Consider the following 17,187-nt stretch of genomic DNA (forward strand, 5'->3'; position numbering starts at 1 on the left):
AAAGGCCCGATCATGAAGTTCTGCCGCTATGGCCAGCCCGGCGAGGAAAAGCCCGGCATCGTCGACGCCGACGGCGTGATCCGTGATCTGTCGGGGGTCATCGACGAGTTGACGATCGCGACGCTGCCGCAGGCGCTCGCCGCCGATCCTGCCGCGCTGCCGGTGGTGGAGGGCACCCCGCGCTACGGCGTGCCGATCGCTGGCGTCGGCAAGATCGTCGCGATCGGGCTCAACTATCGCGACCATGCGATCGAATCGAACCTCCCGATCCCGACCGAACCGGTGATGTTCATGAAGGCGCTGTCGAGCCTCAACGCGCCCAACGAAGATGTCGTCCTGCCGCGGGGTTCGACGCAGAGCGACTGGGAGGTCGAGCTCGGCGTCATCATCGGGAAGACGTGCCGCTACGTCACCGAAGACGAAGCGCTCGACACGATCGCCGGCTATGTCCTCGTCAACGACGTAGCCGAACGTTTCAACCAGAAGCAGCGCGGCAGCCAATGGTCGAAAGGCAAGGGGCACGACACCTTCTGCCCGGTCGGCCCGTGGCTGGTCACTCCCGACGAGGTCGGCGATCCGCAGGCGCTCGACATGCAGCTCGACATCAACGGGACGCGGATGCAGACCGGCAATACCAAGACGATGATCTTCACGCTCAAGCAGCTGATTTCGTATGTCAGCGAATATGTGACGCTCTACCCGGGCGATCTGCTGATCACCGGGACCCCGCCGGGCGTGGGCGAGGGCAAGAAGCCCGAGGCGATCTATCTCAAAGCCGGCGACGTGATGGAGCTTGCCATCACGAAGCTCGGTTCGCAGCGCCAGACCGTCGTCGCGTGGCATGATCTGGGCGAGGGGAAACCCGCCTGAGCCTTTGCGCGGGGCGCGGCGGGCAGTCCTCCGGTGCGTTGCCAGACGGTGCAATGGCGTAGTTCCCGCAGCGGCCGGTGGTTAGGCAAGCCGAACCGGCCATGCTACGCCGCATGGGGTGGACGTTCCGGCACTGCCGGCGCGTCCCCGTCCGGGTATGGCTTTCGCTTCGCGAGTCTCCGGTCCCCAGAAAGGGGATCCAGATGCCCACCACAGCTTCCATCGACGCGGTTGCGGCCGACAGCCTGATGCGCGCCGTCATCGCGTCGTCCGACGCGCCGTTGCTGCTGCTCGACGCGCACGCGACGATCCTGGTGGCGAGCGATTCGTTCTGTACCGCCTTCGCGATCGATCCGGCGAAGATCGCGCATCACGCGCTCAAGGACCTTGGCGGCGGGGAATGGGACGTGCCGCAGCTGGCCGCGTTGCTCGCAACCACCGCGAGCGGGACGGCGCAGGTCGATGCGTATGAGATGGCGCTCGATCGCGTCGGGGTCGCGTCGCGTGACCTCGTGCTCAAGGCGCACAAGCTCGATTATGCCGATCCGGCGAATATCCGCGTCCTGCTCGCGATCGTCGACGTCACCGACGCGCGGATCGCCGACCAGGTCAGGGAGGGGCTGATGCGCGACAAGGCGGTGCTGCTCAAGGAGCTTCAGCATCGCATCGCCAACAGCCTGCAGATCATTGCAAGCGTTCTGCTGCAAAGCGCCAAGCGGGTGGGCTCCGACGAAAGCCGTACCCATCTCCATGATGCGCATAATCGGGTTATGTCGATCGCCAAGCTGCAGCGCCAGCTCGCCATCTCGGGTGACGAGGAGGTGGGGTTGCGCGTCTATCTGGGCGATCTGTGCCGTAGCATCGGCGCCTCGATGATCCGTGATCACGCGGAGATTTCGATCTCGGTCCAGGTTGACGACAGCAAGACCGCGGCCGAGGTCTCGGTCAGTCTCGGGCTGATCGTCACCGAACTCGTCATCAACGCGCTGAAGCATGCCTTTCCCGAGCCACGCGGCGGGACGATCACGGTCGCCTATGCAGCGGACGGCGCTGACTGGACCCTGTCGGTGCGCGACGACGGCATCGGCATGCCGGGCGTCACCGACCCGACGAACAGCGGGCTCGGCACGACGATCGTCGACGCGCTCGCGAAAAAGCTCGGTGCCAGGGTCGCGACCACAGACGCCGGCCCGGGGACCATTGTCTCGATCCTCCACGCCGAGTGAGGCGCGGCCCCAGCGGCCGCCCCCCGATCAGTCGACCAGTGCCGCGCCGTCGCCCATCAGCGCGGGGAAGAAGCCCTCATGCGCGCTCCGCAGCGCGTCGAGCGTAACGACATGGTCGTCGTCGGGCAGCTCGAAGATCAGGCGGTTGGCGATCGTGCGGCCGATCCGCTCGATCTCGACCCCGGCGGCATCGGCGGCGGTGAGCGTCTCGAGCAGCAGATGATCGGCGATCGTCGCGACGTAGAGGCCCTGGTCCTCGCCGAACAGCGAGCACGCCACGCCGCATGGCAGCGGCGCGTGGAGCATCGCGCCGACATTGCCGGCGAGCGCCATCTCGGCGATCGTGACGGCGACGCCGCCGTCGGACACGTCATGCACCGCGGTGAGCGCGCCGGTGGCGATGTGGGCGCGGACGAATTCGCCGTTGCGGCGCTCGGCCTCGAGATCGACCGGCGGGGGCGGGCCTTCCTCGCGGCCATGGACTTCGCGCAGCCACAGCGACTGGCCGAGATGCCCGCGGCGATCACCGATCAGGACGATCACGTCGCCGGTGCCCTTGAAGGCGATCGTCGCTGACTTGGACCAGTCGGCGAGCAGGCCGACGCCGCCGATCGCGGGGGTCGGCAGGATCGCCGAGCCGCCGCCGGTCGCCTTGCTCTCATTGTAGAGCGAGACGTTGCCCGAGACGATCGGGAAGTCGAGTGTGCGGCAGGCGTCGCCCATGCCGTCGAGGCAGCCGGTGAGCTGCGCCATGATCTCGGGGCGCTGCGGGTTGGCGAAGTTGAGGCAGTTGGTGACGGCGAGCGGCGTCGCGCCGACCGCCGAGAGGTTGCGGTAGCACTCGGCGATTGCCTGCTTGCCGCCTTCGTACGGGTCGGCATAGCAATAGCGCGGGGTACAGTCGGTGCTCATCGCGAGCCCCTTCTGCGTGCCGTGGACGCGCACCACCGCGGCGTCGCCGCCGGGGCGCTGGACGGTGTCGGCGCCGACCTGGGTGTCATATTGCTCCCAGATCCAGCGGCGCGAGGCGATGTCGGGCGAGGCCATCAGCTTGAGCAGGTCGGCGGCGATGTCGTTCGCCTCGGGCGTGGCGCCGAGCGGGGGAACTTTGGCCCAGGCCTGATACTCTTCCTTAGACGCGGCGGGACGGTCGTAGAGTGGGGCTTCGTCGGCGAGCGGGGCGAGCGGGATGTCGCAGACGGTCTCGCCGTTGAACTTGAGGACCATATGGCCGGTCTCGGTGACCTTGCCGATCACCGCGAAATCGAGCTCCCACTTCTTGAAGATGCCTTCCGCGAAATCCTCGCGGCCCGGCTTGAGGACCATGAGCATGCGCTCCTGGCTTTCGCTGAGCATCATTTCGTACGGCGTCATGCCGGTTTCGCGCTGCGGCACGGCGTTCATGTCGAGCTCGATGCCGACGCCGCCCTTGCTTGCCATCTCGACCGCCGAGGAGGTGAGACCGGCGGCGCCCATGTCCTGAATCGCGACGATCGCGTCCGACGCCATCAGTTCGAGACAGGCCTCGATCAGCAATTTCTCGGTGAAGGGATCGCCGACCTGGACGGTCGGGCGCTTCGATTCCGAATCCTCGCCGAAATCGGCCGAGGCCATCGTCGCGCCGTGGATGCCATCTCGGCCTGTCTTCGATCCGACATAGACGATCGAATTGCCGATCCCGGAGGCGGCCGAATAGAAGATCTTGTCCTGCTGCGCGACGCCGACGGTCATCGCGTTGACGAGGATGTTGCCATCATAGGCCGGGTGGAAGTTGACCTCACCGCCGACCGTCGGGACGCCGACGCAATTGCCGTAGCCGCCAATGCCGTGGACGACGCCCGCGATCAGGTGGCGCATCTTGGGATGGTCGGGCCGGCCGAAACGCAGCGCGTTGAGGTTGGCGATCGGCCGCGCGCCCATCGTGAAGACATCGCGCAGGATGCCGCCGACGCCGGTCGCAGCACCTTGGTACGGCTCGATGTAGGACGGGTGGTTGTGGCTCTCCATCTTGAAGATTGCCGCTTGGCCGTCGCCGATGTCGATCACGCCGGCATTCTCGCCGGGGCCGCAGATCACTTGCGGACCGGTGGTCGGCAGCTTCTTCAGATGGATACGGCTGGATTTGTACGAGCAATGCTCGGACCACATCACCGAGAAGATGCCGAGCTCGGTAAGGTTGGGCTCGCGACCCATCGCGACGAGCACGCGCTCATATTCTTCGGTGGACAGCCCGTGCTGGGCGACGATCTCGGGGGTGATCTGGCTCATGGTGTGCCTTTAGCGGGCGGTTGCGCGTCCGTCACCCTTGTCGCGTCACCTTTGCGCCAGGCACGCAGGTTTGTCGGAAAGTCACACGAAAGTCGCACCATCGCCGCGGAGAACAACCGTGGTTCCGGCGCGGATTCGACGATGAACACCAGCCGATGGGATGATGACAGCGCGGTGGCATGTAGGACAGCCTTAATCGGCGCTGCGCGCTTCCGCCTTCGCCTCGGCCACGAAATCCATATCGCGGCGTTCGGGGCCGAGCCAGGTCCACAGCACCAGCACGATCGCGGTGACGCCGGCGACCAGCGCCATCGCGTACCCGTAATTGCCGCCATGCGCCTCAGCGATTCCCGCCTGGAAAGGCCCGTTACGCGAGGCGATAAGATTGCCGAGCTGATAGGCGAACCCCGGGAACATGCCGCGCACCAGCGGCGGCGAGAGCTCGTTGAGATGCACGGGCACGATCCCCCACGCACCCTGCACCGCAACCTGGACGAGGAACGCGCCGAGTCCGAGCAGCAGCGGCGTCTGCGCGAACGCCCAGAGCGGGATCACCGGCAGGATGAGCAGACTGGCGATGATGATCGCGCGCTTGCGACCGATCGTTTCCGACCAGATGCCGAAGCTGAGCCCGCCAACGATCGCGCCGACGTTCATGATCGCGGTAAGCACCCCGATCGTGTGCGTGTCGAACTTATGCTGTTCGCGCAGGAAGGTCGGGTAGAGATCCTGCGTGCCGTGGCTGAAGAAATTGAACGCTGTCATCAATACAACGAGATACAGCGCGATCTTCCAGTGGCGGGCGAGCTCGACGAACGGGTTGGGTTTCGCCGCGTCCTTGCGCGCCTCGAACGCCGGGCTTTCATCGACATGCGAGCGGATGATGAAGACGAGGATCGCCGGCGCGATGCCGACGACGAACATGCCGCGCCAGCCGATCTGGTCGAACAGCAGGAAATAGACGAGGCTCGCGAGGAAATAGCCCGAGGGATAGCCCGACTGGAGCAGCCCCGACACCGGCCCGCGCAGCTTGGGCGGGATCGATTCCATCACCAGGCTCGCGCCGATCCCCCACTCGCCGCCCATCGCGAAGCCGAACGCCGCGCGGACGACGAACAGCATCGTCAGCGAGGTGACGAAGGCCGAGGCGAGCGAGAAGAGCGAGAAGAGCAGGATGACGATCATCATGATCGGCCGCCGCCCGACGCGGTCGGCGAGCCAGCCGAAGAAGAACGCGCCGAACGGCCGCGCGGCGAGCGTGAGGAAGGTCGCCTCCGCGACGTGCTTCACGTCGGTGCCGTATTCGGTGGCGATCGCCGAGAGCATGAAGACGAGCAGGAAGAAGTCGAACGCATCGAGCGTCCAGCCAAGATAGCTCGCCCAGATCGAGTTGCGTTGCGAGGGGGTGAGGGTGCGGAGGTTTTCGATGAGGGTCATGGCGGCTCCGGGGCGGTCGGGGGGAGCTTAGGGGGGCGGGGCGGGGAGGCCAAGCGGTTAGCGTGGCGAAGTGTGGGCGAGGCGGATACCCTCCCTCGTCACCCCGGGCTCGTCCCGGGGGCCACCGCGCCGCGCGTGCTGCGCGGGCTGCTCTCGCGGGACGGTGGACCCCGGCACAAGGCCGGGGTGACGGCAGGCGGGGGGGCGTCGGGAGCGGCCTATCGGCCCTGCAGCCCCGCGACGAAGTGGTCAAGGTCGGCGGCGCTCTGGTCCGGGTCTTCCTCCATCGGCACGTGGCCGATCCCGGGATAGACGATCAGCCTGCTCGTCGGGATATGCCGCTGCAGCCATTTGCCCGAGGATAGCGGGATCAAATGATCGCGTGCGCCCCACAGGATCAGCACCGGCATCTTCAGCGCGGCAAGCTGCGCCGGTGTTGCCGTGTCGGGGGGGAGCGCGAAGCGGTCGAGCGTCGCGACGCGATTTCCGGGATAGCGCAGCAGCTCCCAATAGCGATCGATCATCGCTGCATCGACGCGGCGCGGATCGCCGAATACCTGCGGCAGGCTGTCGGCGATCAGGCTGCGCGGCGTGATCATCGCGGCGATGGTGCGCAGGATCGGGATGCGCGCGATGCGGAAAGCGAGCGGCGCGTCGTGCGATCCGCCCGGTTCGGGCTGGCCGACCGAATCGATCAGGACAAGCGCGCGAACATGCTCGGGATGCGCCAGCGCATAGTGCCATGCGACCCCGCCACCCATCGAATTGCCGACGACGACCATCCGATCGACCGCCAGCCGCGCGCGGATCCGCTCGACCACATCGACAAAGGCGGCCGGGCGATAGTCCTGCGTCGGGCTTGCCCCGGTCAGGCCGTGGCCGGGCAGATCCATGCGAATGAGGCGATAACGCGTCTCGAGCCGCTGCGCCCACGGCTCCCAGGTGTGGAGCGAGGCGTTCGAGCCGTGGACCAGCAGGAGCACCGGCGCCTCCCGCGGCCCGGTATCGCGCAGATGGACGCGCAGCCCATTGCCAAGTTCGACGAACTGCGACGGCGGCGCACCGTATTTAGCGCGCATCGCGCGGGGATCGGTGTCGGGGCTGCGAACGGAGAGGAAGACCAGGAACAGCGACGCGAAGATCGCCGCCGCGATTGCACCGAGAACCCGTGTGCGCACCGTTTTCCCCTTGTCACCCTCGACGCCGCGATGTGGCGCCGATCACCTCATCATTACGGTTTCGCAAGGAATAACAAGGGGGGTGGGAGCGGGATCAGCTTTCCTGGCGCGCGAGCCATTCCTCCAGCCACTTGATCGTATAGTCGCCTTTCTGGAAGTCGGGATCCTCGATCAAGGCCTGGTGGAGCGGGATCGTCGTCGTCGGGCCGTCGATGACGAACTCCTCGAGCGCACGGCGCAAGCGGCGGATCGCGCCGGGGCGGGTGGTGCCATAGACGATCAGCTTGGCAATCATCGAATCATAGTAAGGCGGCACGCGGTAGCCGGCGTAGAGCCCGCTATCGACGCGGACGTTCATGCCGCCGGGCGCGTGATACGCCTTCACCAGCCCCGGCGACGGCGCGAAGGTGCGCGGGTCTTCGGCGTTGATCCGGCATTCGATCGCATGGCCGCGGAACTGGACGTCTTCCTGGCGCAGCGTCAGGCCGTGGCCTTCGGCGATGCGGATCTGTTCGCGGACCAGATCGAGCCCGGTGATCGCCTCGGTGACGGGATGCTCGACCTGCAGGCGCGTGTTCATTTCGATGAAATAGAACTCGCCGTTTTCCCACAGGAACTCGATCGTCCCGGCGCCGCGATAGCCCATGTCGGCCATGGCTTTCGCACAGACGCCACCCATCCGCGCGCGATCTTCTTCGCCGAGCACGGGCGAGGGGGCCTCTTCGAGCACCTTCTGGTGGCGGCGCTGGAGCGAGCAGTCGCGCTCGCCGAGATGGATCGCATTGCCTTCGCCGTCGCCGAACACCTGGAATTCGATGTGGCGCGGGTTGCCGAGATATTTCTCGAGATAGACCGTCGCATCGCCGAACGCGGCTTTCGCCTCGCTGCCGGCCTGCTGCATCAGCGTCTCGAGCTGGTCCTCGGAGGTGCAGACCTTCATCCCGCGACCACCGCCGCCAGAGGCCGCCTTGATGATCACCGGATAGCCGGCCTGCGCCGCGATTTCCTTGGCTTCGGCGAGATCGCTGATCGGCCCGGCGGAGCCGGGGACGAGCGGCAGGCCGAGCGCGCCGGCGGTGCGCTTGGCCTCGATCTTGTCGCCCATCGTGCGGATATGCTCGGGCTTCGGCCCGACGAAGATGATGCCGTGCGCTTCGATGATCTCGGCGAACTTGGCGTTCTCGCTGAGGAAACCATAGCCCGGGTGGATCGCATCGGCGCCAGAGATTTCGGCGGCCGAGATGATGTTGGGGATGTTGAGATAGCTCTCGGTCGCCGAGGGCGGGCCGATGCAGATCGCCTGGTCGGCGAGTCGCACGTGCATCGCATCGGCGTCGGCGGTCGAATGCACCGCGACGGTCTGGATGCCCATTTCGTGGCAGGCGCGGTGGATTCGCAGCGCGATCTCGCCGCGATTGGCGATCAGCAGCTTCTTGATCTCGGCCACGTGCTTACTCGACCACCACGAGCGGCTGGTCGAACTCGACCGGCTGGCCGCTCTCGACGAGCACCGCCTTCACCGTGCCCGCGCTCGGCGCGAGGATCGGGTTCATCACCTTCATCGCCTCGACAATCAGCAGCGTATCACCCGCGGCGACCTTGTCGCCGACGCTGACGAATGCCTTCGCCTCGGGGTTGGGCGACAGGTAGGCGGTACCGACCATCGGCGACTTGACCGCGTTGAACGCGGCGGCCGGCGACGCGATGATCTCGACGGGCGCGGTTGTCGCCGGCGCGCCCGCGACTGGCGCGGGGGCATATTGCACCGCACCGGTCACTGCCGCTGCCTTGCGGGCGATGCGAATCTTGCGACCGCCGTCCTCGACTTCGATTTCCGTCAGCTGCGTATCATCGAGCAACTGAGCAAGCTGACGCACGAGATCGACGTCGATCCGCATTGCGTCTTTCTGAGTATCTTCGGCCATACGACCCTTATCTCCCTTGTTGGGGCGCGTCCTGTCAGAGACGCGCGGCGGCTTCAAGCGCCAGCATATAGGAAAGCGCGCCGAAACCGCAGATTGTCCCATGCGCCACGGGGGAGATACGGCTCATGTGACGAAAGGTTTCACGCGCGTGCGGGTTCGACAGATGGACCTCGATCACCGGGGTGCGGATCGCCTTGATCGCATCGTAGAGCGCGATCGAGGTGTGGGTATAGGCGCCGGCGTTGAGCAGCACGGCCTTGGCGGGGAGCGCCTGCGCCTCGTGCAGCCAGTCGATCAGATGGCCCTCGTGATTCGATTGGCGCAGGTCGATCGACAGGCCGAGCTCGCGCGAGCGGTCCTCGAGCTGGCCGGCGATGTCGTCGAGCGTTTTGTGGCCGTAAATGGCGGGCTCGCGCGTGCCGAGCAGGTTGAGGTTGGGGCCGTTGAGAACGAAAATGGTTTCGGGCATCGCGCGGGACTTCCGGTTGTGGGCGGTTGAATGCTTCTTGGCCTGGGCCTAGTTGGACAGATCCATAGCCCGTTCGCCCCGAGCTTGTCGAAGGGCCGTTTTTCCCTGCCGGGAAGCACAGGGCTTCGCCAAGCTCAGCCCGAACGGGGAACGAACGTGCCGCATACCGATGGAACCGTCAGCATCCAGGTCAATGGCGAACATCGCCGCGTCCGCGGGGGGCTCAGCCTTGCCGAGCTGGCGCAGGATCTCGGTCTGATGCCCGAAAAGGTCGCGATCGAACGCAACCTTGAAGTCGTGCCGCGCTCGACGCTCGCCGAGGTGTTGGTCGAGGATGGCGACGAGCTCGAGATCGTGCATTTCGTCGGTGGCGGCGATCATGCAGCCGCGTTCGATGCCGACACCTGGACCGTCGCGGGGCGGACCTTCCGCTCCCGGCTCATCGTCGGCACGGGCAAGTACAAGGATTTCGCGCAGAACGCCGCCGCGCTCGAGGCGTCGGGGGCGGAGATCGTCACCGTCGCGGTGCGCCGCGTCAACGTGTCGGACCGCAACGCGCCGATGCTGACCGATTTCATCGACCCCAAGAAGGTCACCTATCTGCCCAACACCGCGGGCTGCTTCGACGCCGAATCGGCGATCCGCACGCTGCGGCTCGCGCGCGAGGCGGGCGGCTGGGACCTGGTGAAGCTCGAAGTGCTCGGCGAAGCGCGCACGCTCTATCCCGACATGGTCGAGACGCTGCGCGCGACCGAGATCCTCGCCAAGGAAGGCTTTCTGCCGATGGTCTATTGCGTCGACGATCCGATCGCGGCGAAGCGGCTCGAGGATGTCGGCGCGGTCGCGATCATGCCGTTGGGCGCGCCGATCGGATCGGGGCTGGGGATCCAGAACCGCGTCACGATCCGGCTGATCGTCGAGGGCGCGAAAGTGCCGGTGCTGGTCGATGCCGGGGTCGGCACCGCGTCCGAAGCGGCGCAGGCGATGGAGCTCGGCTGCGACGGCGTGCTGATGAACACCGCGATTGCCGAGGCCAAGGACCCGGTGATGATGGCAGCGGCGATGAAGGCCGGGGTCGAGGCGGGGCGGCTCGCCTATCTCGCCGGGCGGATGGGGCGACGGATGTATGCCGATCCGTCGAGCCCGCTGGCTGGCCTGATCTGACCGTACCGGCAACAGAATGACATATATGTTATGGAACCAGCGCGAGACTAGGCCGTTGATCCTGTGTGAGTAGACGATGTCGGTTCGCGACATCGCACACTGAAAGGACACAATCATGGGCGAGTTCGTCGACAAGATCAAAGGCAACGTCAATGAAGCCATTGGCAAGGCCAAGCAGCACAGCGACAATCCTGACACGCAGGCCGAAGGCGCCGCGCAGGAACTGAAGGGCAAGGCCCAGCAGACTGCTGGTAAGGTCAAGGGCGCGCTCGGCGACGATATCTGATCTTCGGATCATTTGCGTAAAGCGTAAGGAAAGGCCGCTCCGGTTACGGGGCGGCCTTTTTCATGCGCGCTTTCATGGCGGTCAGGGTCGTCGCGGCGGTGATCGCCTCGATATCGGTCTTGAGGTGAAGCAACCGCACGCCGGTCTCGGCCATCGCGCGGGCGAGTGCGGAGGCGAATAGGGCGGTCGTTTCGACCGTCTCCGCCCAGCAGCCATAGGCACGGCCGAGCGCAGCGAAATCGGGATTGCAGAGCGCCGTGCCGCTGACGCGATCGGGGAATTCGCGCTCCTGATGCATGCGGATCGTGCCGTAGGTGTTGTTGTCGATCACCAGCACGAGCATGTTCGCGCCATGCGCCACCGCGGTGGCGAGTTCCTGCCCGTTCATCAGGAAGCAGCCGTCGCCGGCGAGTGCGACCACGGTGCGGTCTGGGTGACGCAGCGCGGCGGCAGTGGCGGCGGGGACACCGTAGCCCATCGCGCCTGCGGTCGGCGCAAGCTGCGTGCCGGGGCCGGCATAGCGCCAATAGCGATGCCACCAGCCGCTGTAATTGCCCGCGCCGTTGCAGAGGATGCTGTCGACCGGGAGCTGATCGCGCATGGCGGCAACGCAGGGGCCGAGGTCGAGCGTCACCCCGTCGCGCGGGGCGGGGGTGGACCAGGCGCGATAGTCGGCATGGGCGTCCGCGCCCGAATCGAGCATCGGCATGTCGATCGCGAGCAGCGCGTCGGCGAAGGAGGTCATGTCGGCGCAGATCGCCAGATCGGCGCGATAGGTCTGGCCGAGTTCATTCGGATCGGGGTGGATGTGGACGATGTGCTGGCCGGGATGATCGGGCGTGATCAGCGTATAGCCATCGGTGGTCGCCTCGCCGAGCCTCGGACCGGCGACGATCAGCAGGTCGGCGGCGCGGATCCGCGCGACGAGCGCTGGATTGGGACCATAGCCAAGATTGCCTGCCCAGACCGGCGAGTCGTTGGCGATCGCGTCCTGGCGGCGGAAGGCCGAGGCGACGGGGACGCCCGATCGCTCCGCCCAGGCGGCGAAATCGCGGGCTGCATCGGCGGTCCAGCCGGCGCCTCCGATGATCGCGAGCGGACGCTCGGCCTCGCCCAGCGCGGCGGCGAGCGCGCCCATCTGGATCGAATCGCAGGCCTGCACGACGCGTTCGACATGCGGGCGGTCCACCGCCACCACCTCGTCGAGCAGCATGTCCTCGGGCAGCGCGAGCACGACCGGCCCCGGCCGCCCCGACATCGCGACGTTCCACGCGCGCGCTACATATTCGGGGATGCGGCGCGCGTCGTCGATCTTCGCCGCCCATTTCGCAATCGGCGTGAACATCGCGGGGAAGTCGATTTCCTGGAACGCCTCGCGGTCCTTGGTGCCGCGGTCGACGTCGCCGATGAACAGCACCATCGGCTGCGAATCCTGCATCGCGACATGGACGCCGATCGAAGCGTTGGTCGCGCCCGGACCGCGCGTGACGAAGGCGACGCCGGGGCGCCCCGTCAGCGCGCCGTCGGCGCACGCCATGAAGCCGACGCCGCCTTCCTGCCGGCACACCACCAGATCGATCTGCGGGGTGTCGTGAAGCGCGTCGAGCACTGCGAGAAAGCTCTCGCCGGGGACGGTGAAGATGCGGTCGCAGCCCTGCGCGACGAGTTGGTCGACGAGGATGCGCCCGCCGGTGCGCGCTGTGGGGGAAGAAGCCATTGCCGGTTTCTAGCGGGGGCATGGCGGCTTGGGTAGGGCTCTGCGCCACCGACGGGCCGTGCGCAGAACGGCCCGGCCGTCGAAAATTCTTACACTCGGGGAGGATGCCCGTTACGAGTTAACTATTTGAACCGGCACAAAACCGGGCTTCATGAGAAATGGCACGCGGTCTGCAAAAGACTGGGTATGCCGAGCGGTAATCGCTTCAGCAGGGCGGGCCAGCGCTATAGAGCGCGGCCCGCCCGACCCGGCACCTTCACTTCGCGGTCGTGACACCCTGCTCGGTCAGCAGCGTTTCGAGCTCGCCGCTCTCGTACATCTCCATCATGATGTCCGAGCCCCCGACGAATTCGCCCTTTACGTAGAGCTGCGGGATCGTCGGCCAGTCCGAAAATTGCTTGATCCCCTGGCGCACGCCCTGGTCCTGCAACACGTCGACGCTGCCGAACTCGGCTCCCAGATGGTTGAGGATCGCGACCGCACGGCTCGAAAAGCCGCACTGCGGGAACAGCGGGCTGCCCTTCATGAACAACACGACGTCGTCTTTCTGGACGAGCTCGGCGATGCGGATCTGGTCGGGGTCGGTGCTCATGATACTCACTCCTGGACTGGGACTGCGGTGGTCAGCTGGAGCGCGTGGAGCACGCCCCCCATCTTGTCACCGAGCGCGGCATAGACGGCGCGCTGTTGCTTGAGGCGGGGAAGCCCGCGGAAACTTTCGGACACGACGCGGGCTGCCCAATGGTTGTTGTCGCCCGCAAGATCGGTCATCTCGACCTGCGCATCGGGGATCCCCGCGACAATCAGCGATACGATCTCGTCGGCGGCCATCGGCATTATTCGGACCCCATCAACTGGCGGCGCGCCTCGACGGTCTTTTCCTCGATCGCGCGGCGGATCGCCGGCTCGTCGATCTCGACACCCGCGGCGGTCAGGTCGCTGACGAGCTTGCGGATGACGTCCTCGTCGCCGGCTTCCTCGAAATCGGCCTGGACCACCGCCGTGGCATAGGCGTCCGATTCTTCCTGCGTCAGCTTCATCTGCGTTGCGGCCCATTGCCCGAGCAACCGGTTTCGGCGTGCCACGATCCGGAAGGCAACTTCCTCGTCGCGGGCATATTTGGTCTCGAAAGCGCGCTCGCGATCGTCGAAAGTGGTCATATACGGTCCCCTTGGGCCTGTCGAAATAGCGGGTTCGAGATAAGCGCGCCGAGGGGCTTGCGCAACGTCCGCGCGACGCGTGCGGTACGAAAGCGTCTTTGCGGCAACTGAATCGCTTGCTTGGGCGTAGCTGGCGCGGCACGTCGGGCTATGGATCCGACCGACCGCCTGTTGATTACCGCCGGGATTTTGACCATCGATGGCCACCTTGCCTGAACGACCCACTCAGCACGATCTCGCGCCCTCGCTGCCGGAGGCGCACCGCACGCTCAAGGTCTGGGCGGCGGGCGACGGCACGCGCGCCGGGTGGCGGCAATGGCTGGGGTTTGCCGGGCCGGGGTTCATGGTTTCGGTCGGCTATATGGACCCTGGCAATTGGGGGACCGATCTCGCCGGGGGGAGCCAGTTCGGCTACAGCCTGTTGTGGGTGATCCTCGCGTCGAACCTGATGGCGATCTTCCTGCAGATTCTCTGTGCGCGGGTCGGGATCGTCACCGGGCGCGACCTCGCGCAATCGTGCCGCGATTATTACCCGCGGCCGGTCGCGGTGGCGCTGTGGCTGCTGTGCGAAATCGCGATCATCGCCTGCGACCTGGCCGAGGTGGTCGGGTCGGCGGTGGCGCTTAACCTGTTGCTCGGCTTGCCCTTGGTGTGGGGCGTGATCGTCACCGGGCTCGACGTGCTGCTGCTGCTGCTGCTGATCAATCTGGGCTTCCGCAAGATCGAGGCGGTCGTGATGGCGCTGATCGCGACGATCGCCTTGTGCTTCGTCTACACGATCGTGCTCGCCAAGCCGGACTGGAGCGCGGTCGCGCTGGGGGCGGTGACGCCGATGATTCCCAATACTGCGGCGTTGCTGGTGGCGCTCGGCATTCTCGGCGCGACGGTGATGCCGCATAACCTCTATCTGCACAGTTCGATCGTCCAGACGCGCGCGTTCGGGCGCACCAAGCGCGACATCGAGGCGGCCTTGTGGTTCAACACGGTCGATACCGTGCTGGCGCTGGGGGCGGCGTTCTTCGTCAATGCGGCGATCCTGGTGCTTGCGGCGGCGGTGTTCTGGCGCTCGGGGATCGTCGTCGACGATCTGCGACAGGCGTTCGAGCTGCTCCGGCCGGCGCTGGGCGGCGTCGCGGCGACGGCGTTTGCGCTGGCGCTGCTCGCCTCTGGTCAGTCGAGCACGATCACGGGGACGCTTGCCGGGCAGATCGTGATGGAGGGCTTCCTGCGGATCCGCATCGCACCGTGGATTCGCCGGCTGGTGACGCGCGGGATCGCGATCGTACCGGCGCTGGTGGTGATCTCGGCAAGTGGCGGCAAGGATACCGTCGCCTTGCTGGTGGTGTCGCAGGTCGTGCTGTCGATGCAGTTGCCGTTCGCGATCTTCCCGCTGATGATGGTGACGAGCAGCCGTTCGCGGATGGGGGACTATGCCAATCCTGTGTGGGTGAAGGTCGTTGGGTACGCGATCTGCAGCGTGATCGCGGCGCTCAACGTCTATCTGCTGTGGGAGACGATCGGGCCGGTTTGGGTTGGGGTTATGGCGGCGGCGGTGGTGGTGTTTGCGCTCTATGTCTGGGTGTCGGAGCGCCGGGTGGCGGCGGGGCGAGTAGCCAGTTCGTAAGCCGCTTTCGCGTCTTCGCGTGCAATAGAAGGCTGGTTCACGCGAAGGCGCGGAGGACGCGGAGCAGAAGAAGAGAAAGTTGCATGGCTTGGGGCCGACACTCCCTCCGTCGTCACCCCGGGCTTGTCCCGGGGGCCACCGTGCCGCACGCGCTGCCGACAAAGCGTATGGGGGACGGTGGACCCCGGCACAGGGCCGGGGTGACGGAAGGGGGGCCTCAGTCGGCGACCTTGACCACCAGTTTCCCGATCGCGGCACGGGCGGCCATCTTGGCGATCGCAGTGCCGCCATCCTCGAACGCGAAGGTTTCGGTGACGCGCGGGGCGATCTTGCCGTCCTTCCAGAGCTGGAACAGCCGCGCGATGTGTGCGGCATTGGCCTTGGGATCGCGCGCGGCGAAGGCGCCCCAGAAGACGCCGCAGACGTCGCAGCTTTTCAGCAACGTCAGGTTGAGCGGAAGTTTGGGGATGCCGGCGGGGAAGCCGACGACGAGGTAGCGACCCTCCCAGCCGATCGAGCGCAGCGCCGGTTCGGCATAATCGCCGCCGACCGGATCGTAGATCACGTCATAGCCGGTCTTGCCGCCAAGCGCCTTGAACTGTTCGGCGAGCGCCTTCGACTGGTCCTTGTCGAACGGCGCACGCGCGTAGATCAGCGTCTCATCGGCACCGGCGTCGCGGGCGGCCTGCGCCTTTTCCTCGGACGATACCGCCGCGACGACGCGCGCGCCGAACGCCTTGCCGAGTTCGATCGCCGCCAAACCGACGCCGCCCGCCGCGCCGAGCACCAGCAGGCACTGCCCCTCGACCAGATGCCCGCGGTCGAGCAAAGCATGGATCGTCGTCGCGTAGGTGAGCAGCAGCGCCGCGCCCTCGGCGAAATCGCGCTCGGGCGGGAGCGGGTACAGCGAGCCCGCCGGCACCGCGACCTTCTCGACCAGCCCGCCATGCCCGGTCATGCCGATCACGCGGTCGCCGACGCTCCAGCCGGTGACGCCTTCGCCCACGCTCTCGATCACGCCGGCGATCTCGCCGCCCGGCGCGAACGGGCGCTGCGGCTTGAACTGGTATTTGTCCTCGATGATCAGCACATCGGGATAGTTGATCGCGCAGGCCTTAACCGCGACCACGACCTGGCCGGGAGCCGCCACGGGATCGGGCAGTTCGTCGATGGCTAGAGTTTCAGGTCCGCCCGCCGCTTTCGACAGAAGTGCTCGCATGTGCCCGGTCTCCGCTCATCCACGGCCGGTGTGCTGCTACCCCGGCTTCGTATTTCGAAATCGCGGTATCTCTTGCCAGCGTCAGACCGATCTCGTCCAGCCCCTCCATCAGGCACTGACGACGAAACGCGTCGAGTTCGAAGCCGAAGCGATCCTGATAGGGTGTGGTGACGGTCATCGTCTCGAGATCGACGGTGATCGGCTGGTCCTGCGCGACCTCGATCAGGCGGTCGATCGCGTCCTGCGGCAGCACGACCGCGACGATCCCGTTCTTGAAGGCGTTGCCCGAGAAAATGTCGGAAAAGCTCGGCGCGAGCACGACGCGGATGCCCATGTCGGCGAGCGCCCAGGCGGCATGCTCGCGGCTCGACCCGCAGCCGAAATTGTCGCCCGCGATCAGCATCGGCGACCCGGCATAGCGGGGATCGTCGAAGATGTTGCCGGGGACCGCGCGCACTGTTTCGAACGCACCCTTGCCGAGCCCCTCGCGGGTGATCGTCTTGAGCCAGTGCGCGGGGATGATGACGTCGGTGTCGACGTTCTTCTGCCCCCACGGATAGGCCTTGCCCGAAACGTGCGTCACCGGGTCCATCGGCTAGCGCTTGTTCGGGATCGCCGGCGTGCCGACGGGGTTGGTCTTGGCG

Annotated in this window: 17 protein-coding genes; 5 read left to right on the forward strand and 12 right to left on the reverse strand. The window is 66.4% G+C overall.

Annotated elements, in window-relative coordinates; all coding sequences use genetic code 11:
• The first annotated feature begins 12 nt into the window (after positions 1-12).
• Positions 13-870 (forward strand): fumarylacetoacetate hydrolase family protein, encoded by an 858-nt coding sequence (locus ACVWYO_RS18225; RefSeq protein ID WP_457353193.1) that lies wholly within the window; start codon positions 13-15, stop codon positions 868-870.
• Positions 871-1,073: 203 nt separating this feature from the next.
• Positions 1,074-2,096, forward strand: a complete 1,023-nt coding sequence (locus ACVWYO_RS18230; RefSeq protein ID WP_457353195.1) for a sensor histidine kinase — start codon at positions 1,074-1,076, stop codon at positions 2,094-2,096.
• Between the two features lie 27 nt (positions 2,097-2,123).
• Here ACVWYO_RS18230 and purL read toward each other — a convergent pair whose 3' ends face one another.
• The 6 genes from purL to aroQ form a co-directional block, all read right to left on the reverse strand.
• Entirely contained in the window at positions 2,124-4,364 is a 2,241-nt protein-coding gene (purL, locus tag ACVWYO_RS18235) for a phosphoribosylformylglycinamidine synthase subunit PurL (protein ID WP_457353197.1), read from the reverse strand.
• Positions 4,365-4,556: 192 nt separating this feature from the next.
• Positions 4,557-5,801: an MFS transporter gene (locus tag ACVWYO_RS18240; protein WP_457353199.1), complete on the reverse strand. Its 1,245-nt coding sequence runs from the start codon at positions 5,799-5,801 to the stop codon at positions 4,557-4,559.
• Between the two features lie 218 nt (positions 5,802-6,019).
• Positions 6,020-6,979: an alpha/beta fold hydrolase gene (locus ACVWYO_RS18245; RefSeq protein WP_457353201.1), complete on the reverse strand. Its 960-nt coding sequence runs from the start codon at positions 6,977-6,979 to the stop codon at positions 6,020-6,022.
• Positions 6,980-7,073: 94 nt separating this feature from the next.
• A complete protein-coding gene (accC, locus tag ACVWYO_RS18250; protein WP_457353203.1) occupies positions 7,074-8,426 on the reverse strand; it encodes an acetyl-CoA carboxylase biotin carboxylase subunit in 1,353 nt (450 codons plus the stop codon).
• A 4-nt stretch (positions 8,427-8,430) separates the two neighbouring features.
• Complete coding sequence (gene accB, locus ACVWYO_RS18255; protein WP_457353205.1) at positions 8,431-8,904, reverse strand: acetyl-CoA carboxylase biotin carboxyl carrier protein; 474 nt, start codon at positions 8,902-8,904, stop codon at positions 8,431-8,433.
• Positions 8,905-8,938: 34 nt separating this feature from the next.
• Complete coding sequence (aroQ, locus tag ACVWYO_RS18260; protein WP_457353207.1) at positions 8,939-9,373, reverse strand: type II 3-dehydroquinate dehydratase; 435 nt, start codon at positions 9,371-9,373, stop codon at positions 8,939-8,941.
• Between the two features lie 156 nt (positions 9,374-9,529).
• Here aroQ and thiS point away from each other — a divergent pair, with 156 nt between their 5' ends.
• Together thiS and ACVWYO_RS18270 are read left to right on the forward strand one after the other, a co-directional pair.
• On the forward strand, positions 9,530-10,537 hold the full coding sequence (gene thiS, locus ACVWYO_RS18265; RefSeq protein WP_457353209.1) for a sulfur carrier protein ThiS: 1,008 nt from the start codon (positions 9,530-9,532) through the stop codon (positions 10,535-10,537).
• Positions 10,538-10,652: 115 nt separating this feature from the next.
• A complete protein-coding gene (locus ACVWYO_RS18270; protein WP_010187197.1) occupies positions 10,653-10,823 on the forward strand; it encodes a CsbD family protein in 171 nt (56 codons plus the stop codon).
• 43 nt (positions 10,824-10,866) lie between these two features.
• Here the strand turns inward: ACVWYO_RS18270 and ACVWYO_RS18275 are convergent, their stop codons facing one another.
• From ACVWYO_RS18275 to ACVWYO_RS18290, 4 genes are all read right to left on the reverse strand, one after another.
• Positions 10,867-12,540, reverse strand: coding sequence for a thiamine pyrophosphate-binding protein (locus ACVWYO_RS18275; RefSeq protein ID WP_457353211.1), 1,674 nt, complete (start codon positions 12,538-12,540; stop codon positions 10,867-10,869).
• A 256-nt stretch (positions 12,541-12,796) separates the two neighbouring features.
• Positions 12,797-13,132: a Grx4 family monothiol glutaredoxin gene (gene grxD / locus ACVWYO_RS18280; protein ID WP_457353213.1), complete on the reverse strand. Its 336-nt coding sequence runs from the start codon at positions 13,130-13,132 to the stop codon at positions 12,797-12,799.
• Positions 13,133-13,137: 5 nt separating this feature from the next.
• Positions 13,138-13,377, reverse strand: a complete 240-nt coding sequence (locus ACVWYO_RS18285; protein WP_133188702.1) for a BolA/IbaG family iron-sulfur metabolism protein — start codon at positions 13,375-13,377, stop codon at positions 13,138-13,140.
• The gene (locus ACVWYO_RS18290) at positions 13,377-13,700 is read right to left on the reverse strand and encodes a DUF1476 domain-containing protein (RefSeq protein WP_457353216.1); all 324 of its coding nucleotides are present in this window, start codon (positions 13,698-13,700) and stop codon (positions 13,377-13,379) included. The genes ACVWYO_RS18285 and ACVWYO_RS18290 overlap by 1 nt, the downstream gene beginning before the upstream one ends.
• Before the next feature lie 199 nt (positions 13,701-13,899).
• Here ACVWYO_RS18290 and ACVWYO_RS18295 point away from each other — a divergent pair, with 199 nt between their 5' ends.
• Positions 13,900-15,324 carry an Nramp family divalent metal transporter gene (locus ACVWYO_RS18295; RefSeq protein ID WP_457353218.1) on the forward strand — a complete coding sequence of 475 codons (1,425 nt, stop codon included), beginning with the start codon at positions 13,900-13,902 and terminating at the stop codon, positions 15,322-15,324.
• A gap of 217 nt (positions 15,325-15,541) precedes the next feature.
• Here ACVWYO_RS18295 and ACVWYO_RS18300 read toward each other — a convergent pair whose 3' ends face one another.
• A complete protein-coding gene (locus tag ACVWYO_RS18300) occupies positions 15,542-16,543 on the reverse strand; it encodes an NADPH:quinone oxidoreductase family protein (RefSeq protein WP_457353220.1) in 1,002 nt (333 codons plus the stop codon).
• On the reverse strand, positions 16,506-17,135 hold the full coding sequence (gene leuD, locus ACVWYO_RS18305; RefSeq protein ID WP_457353222.1) for a 3-isopropylmalate dehydratase small subunit: 630 nt from the start codon (positions 17,133-17,135) through the stop codon (positions 16,506-16,508). The genes ACVWYO_RS18300 and leuD overlap by 38 nt, the downstream gene beginning before the upstream one ends.
• Positions 17,136-17,187 lie beyond the last annotated feature (52 nt).

It is taken from the genome of Sphingomonas sp. UYP23 (genome assembly GCF_054059235.1).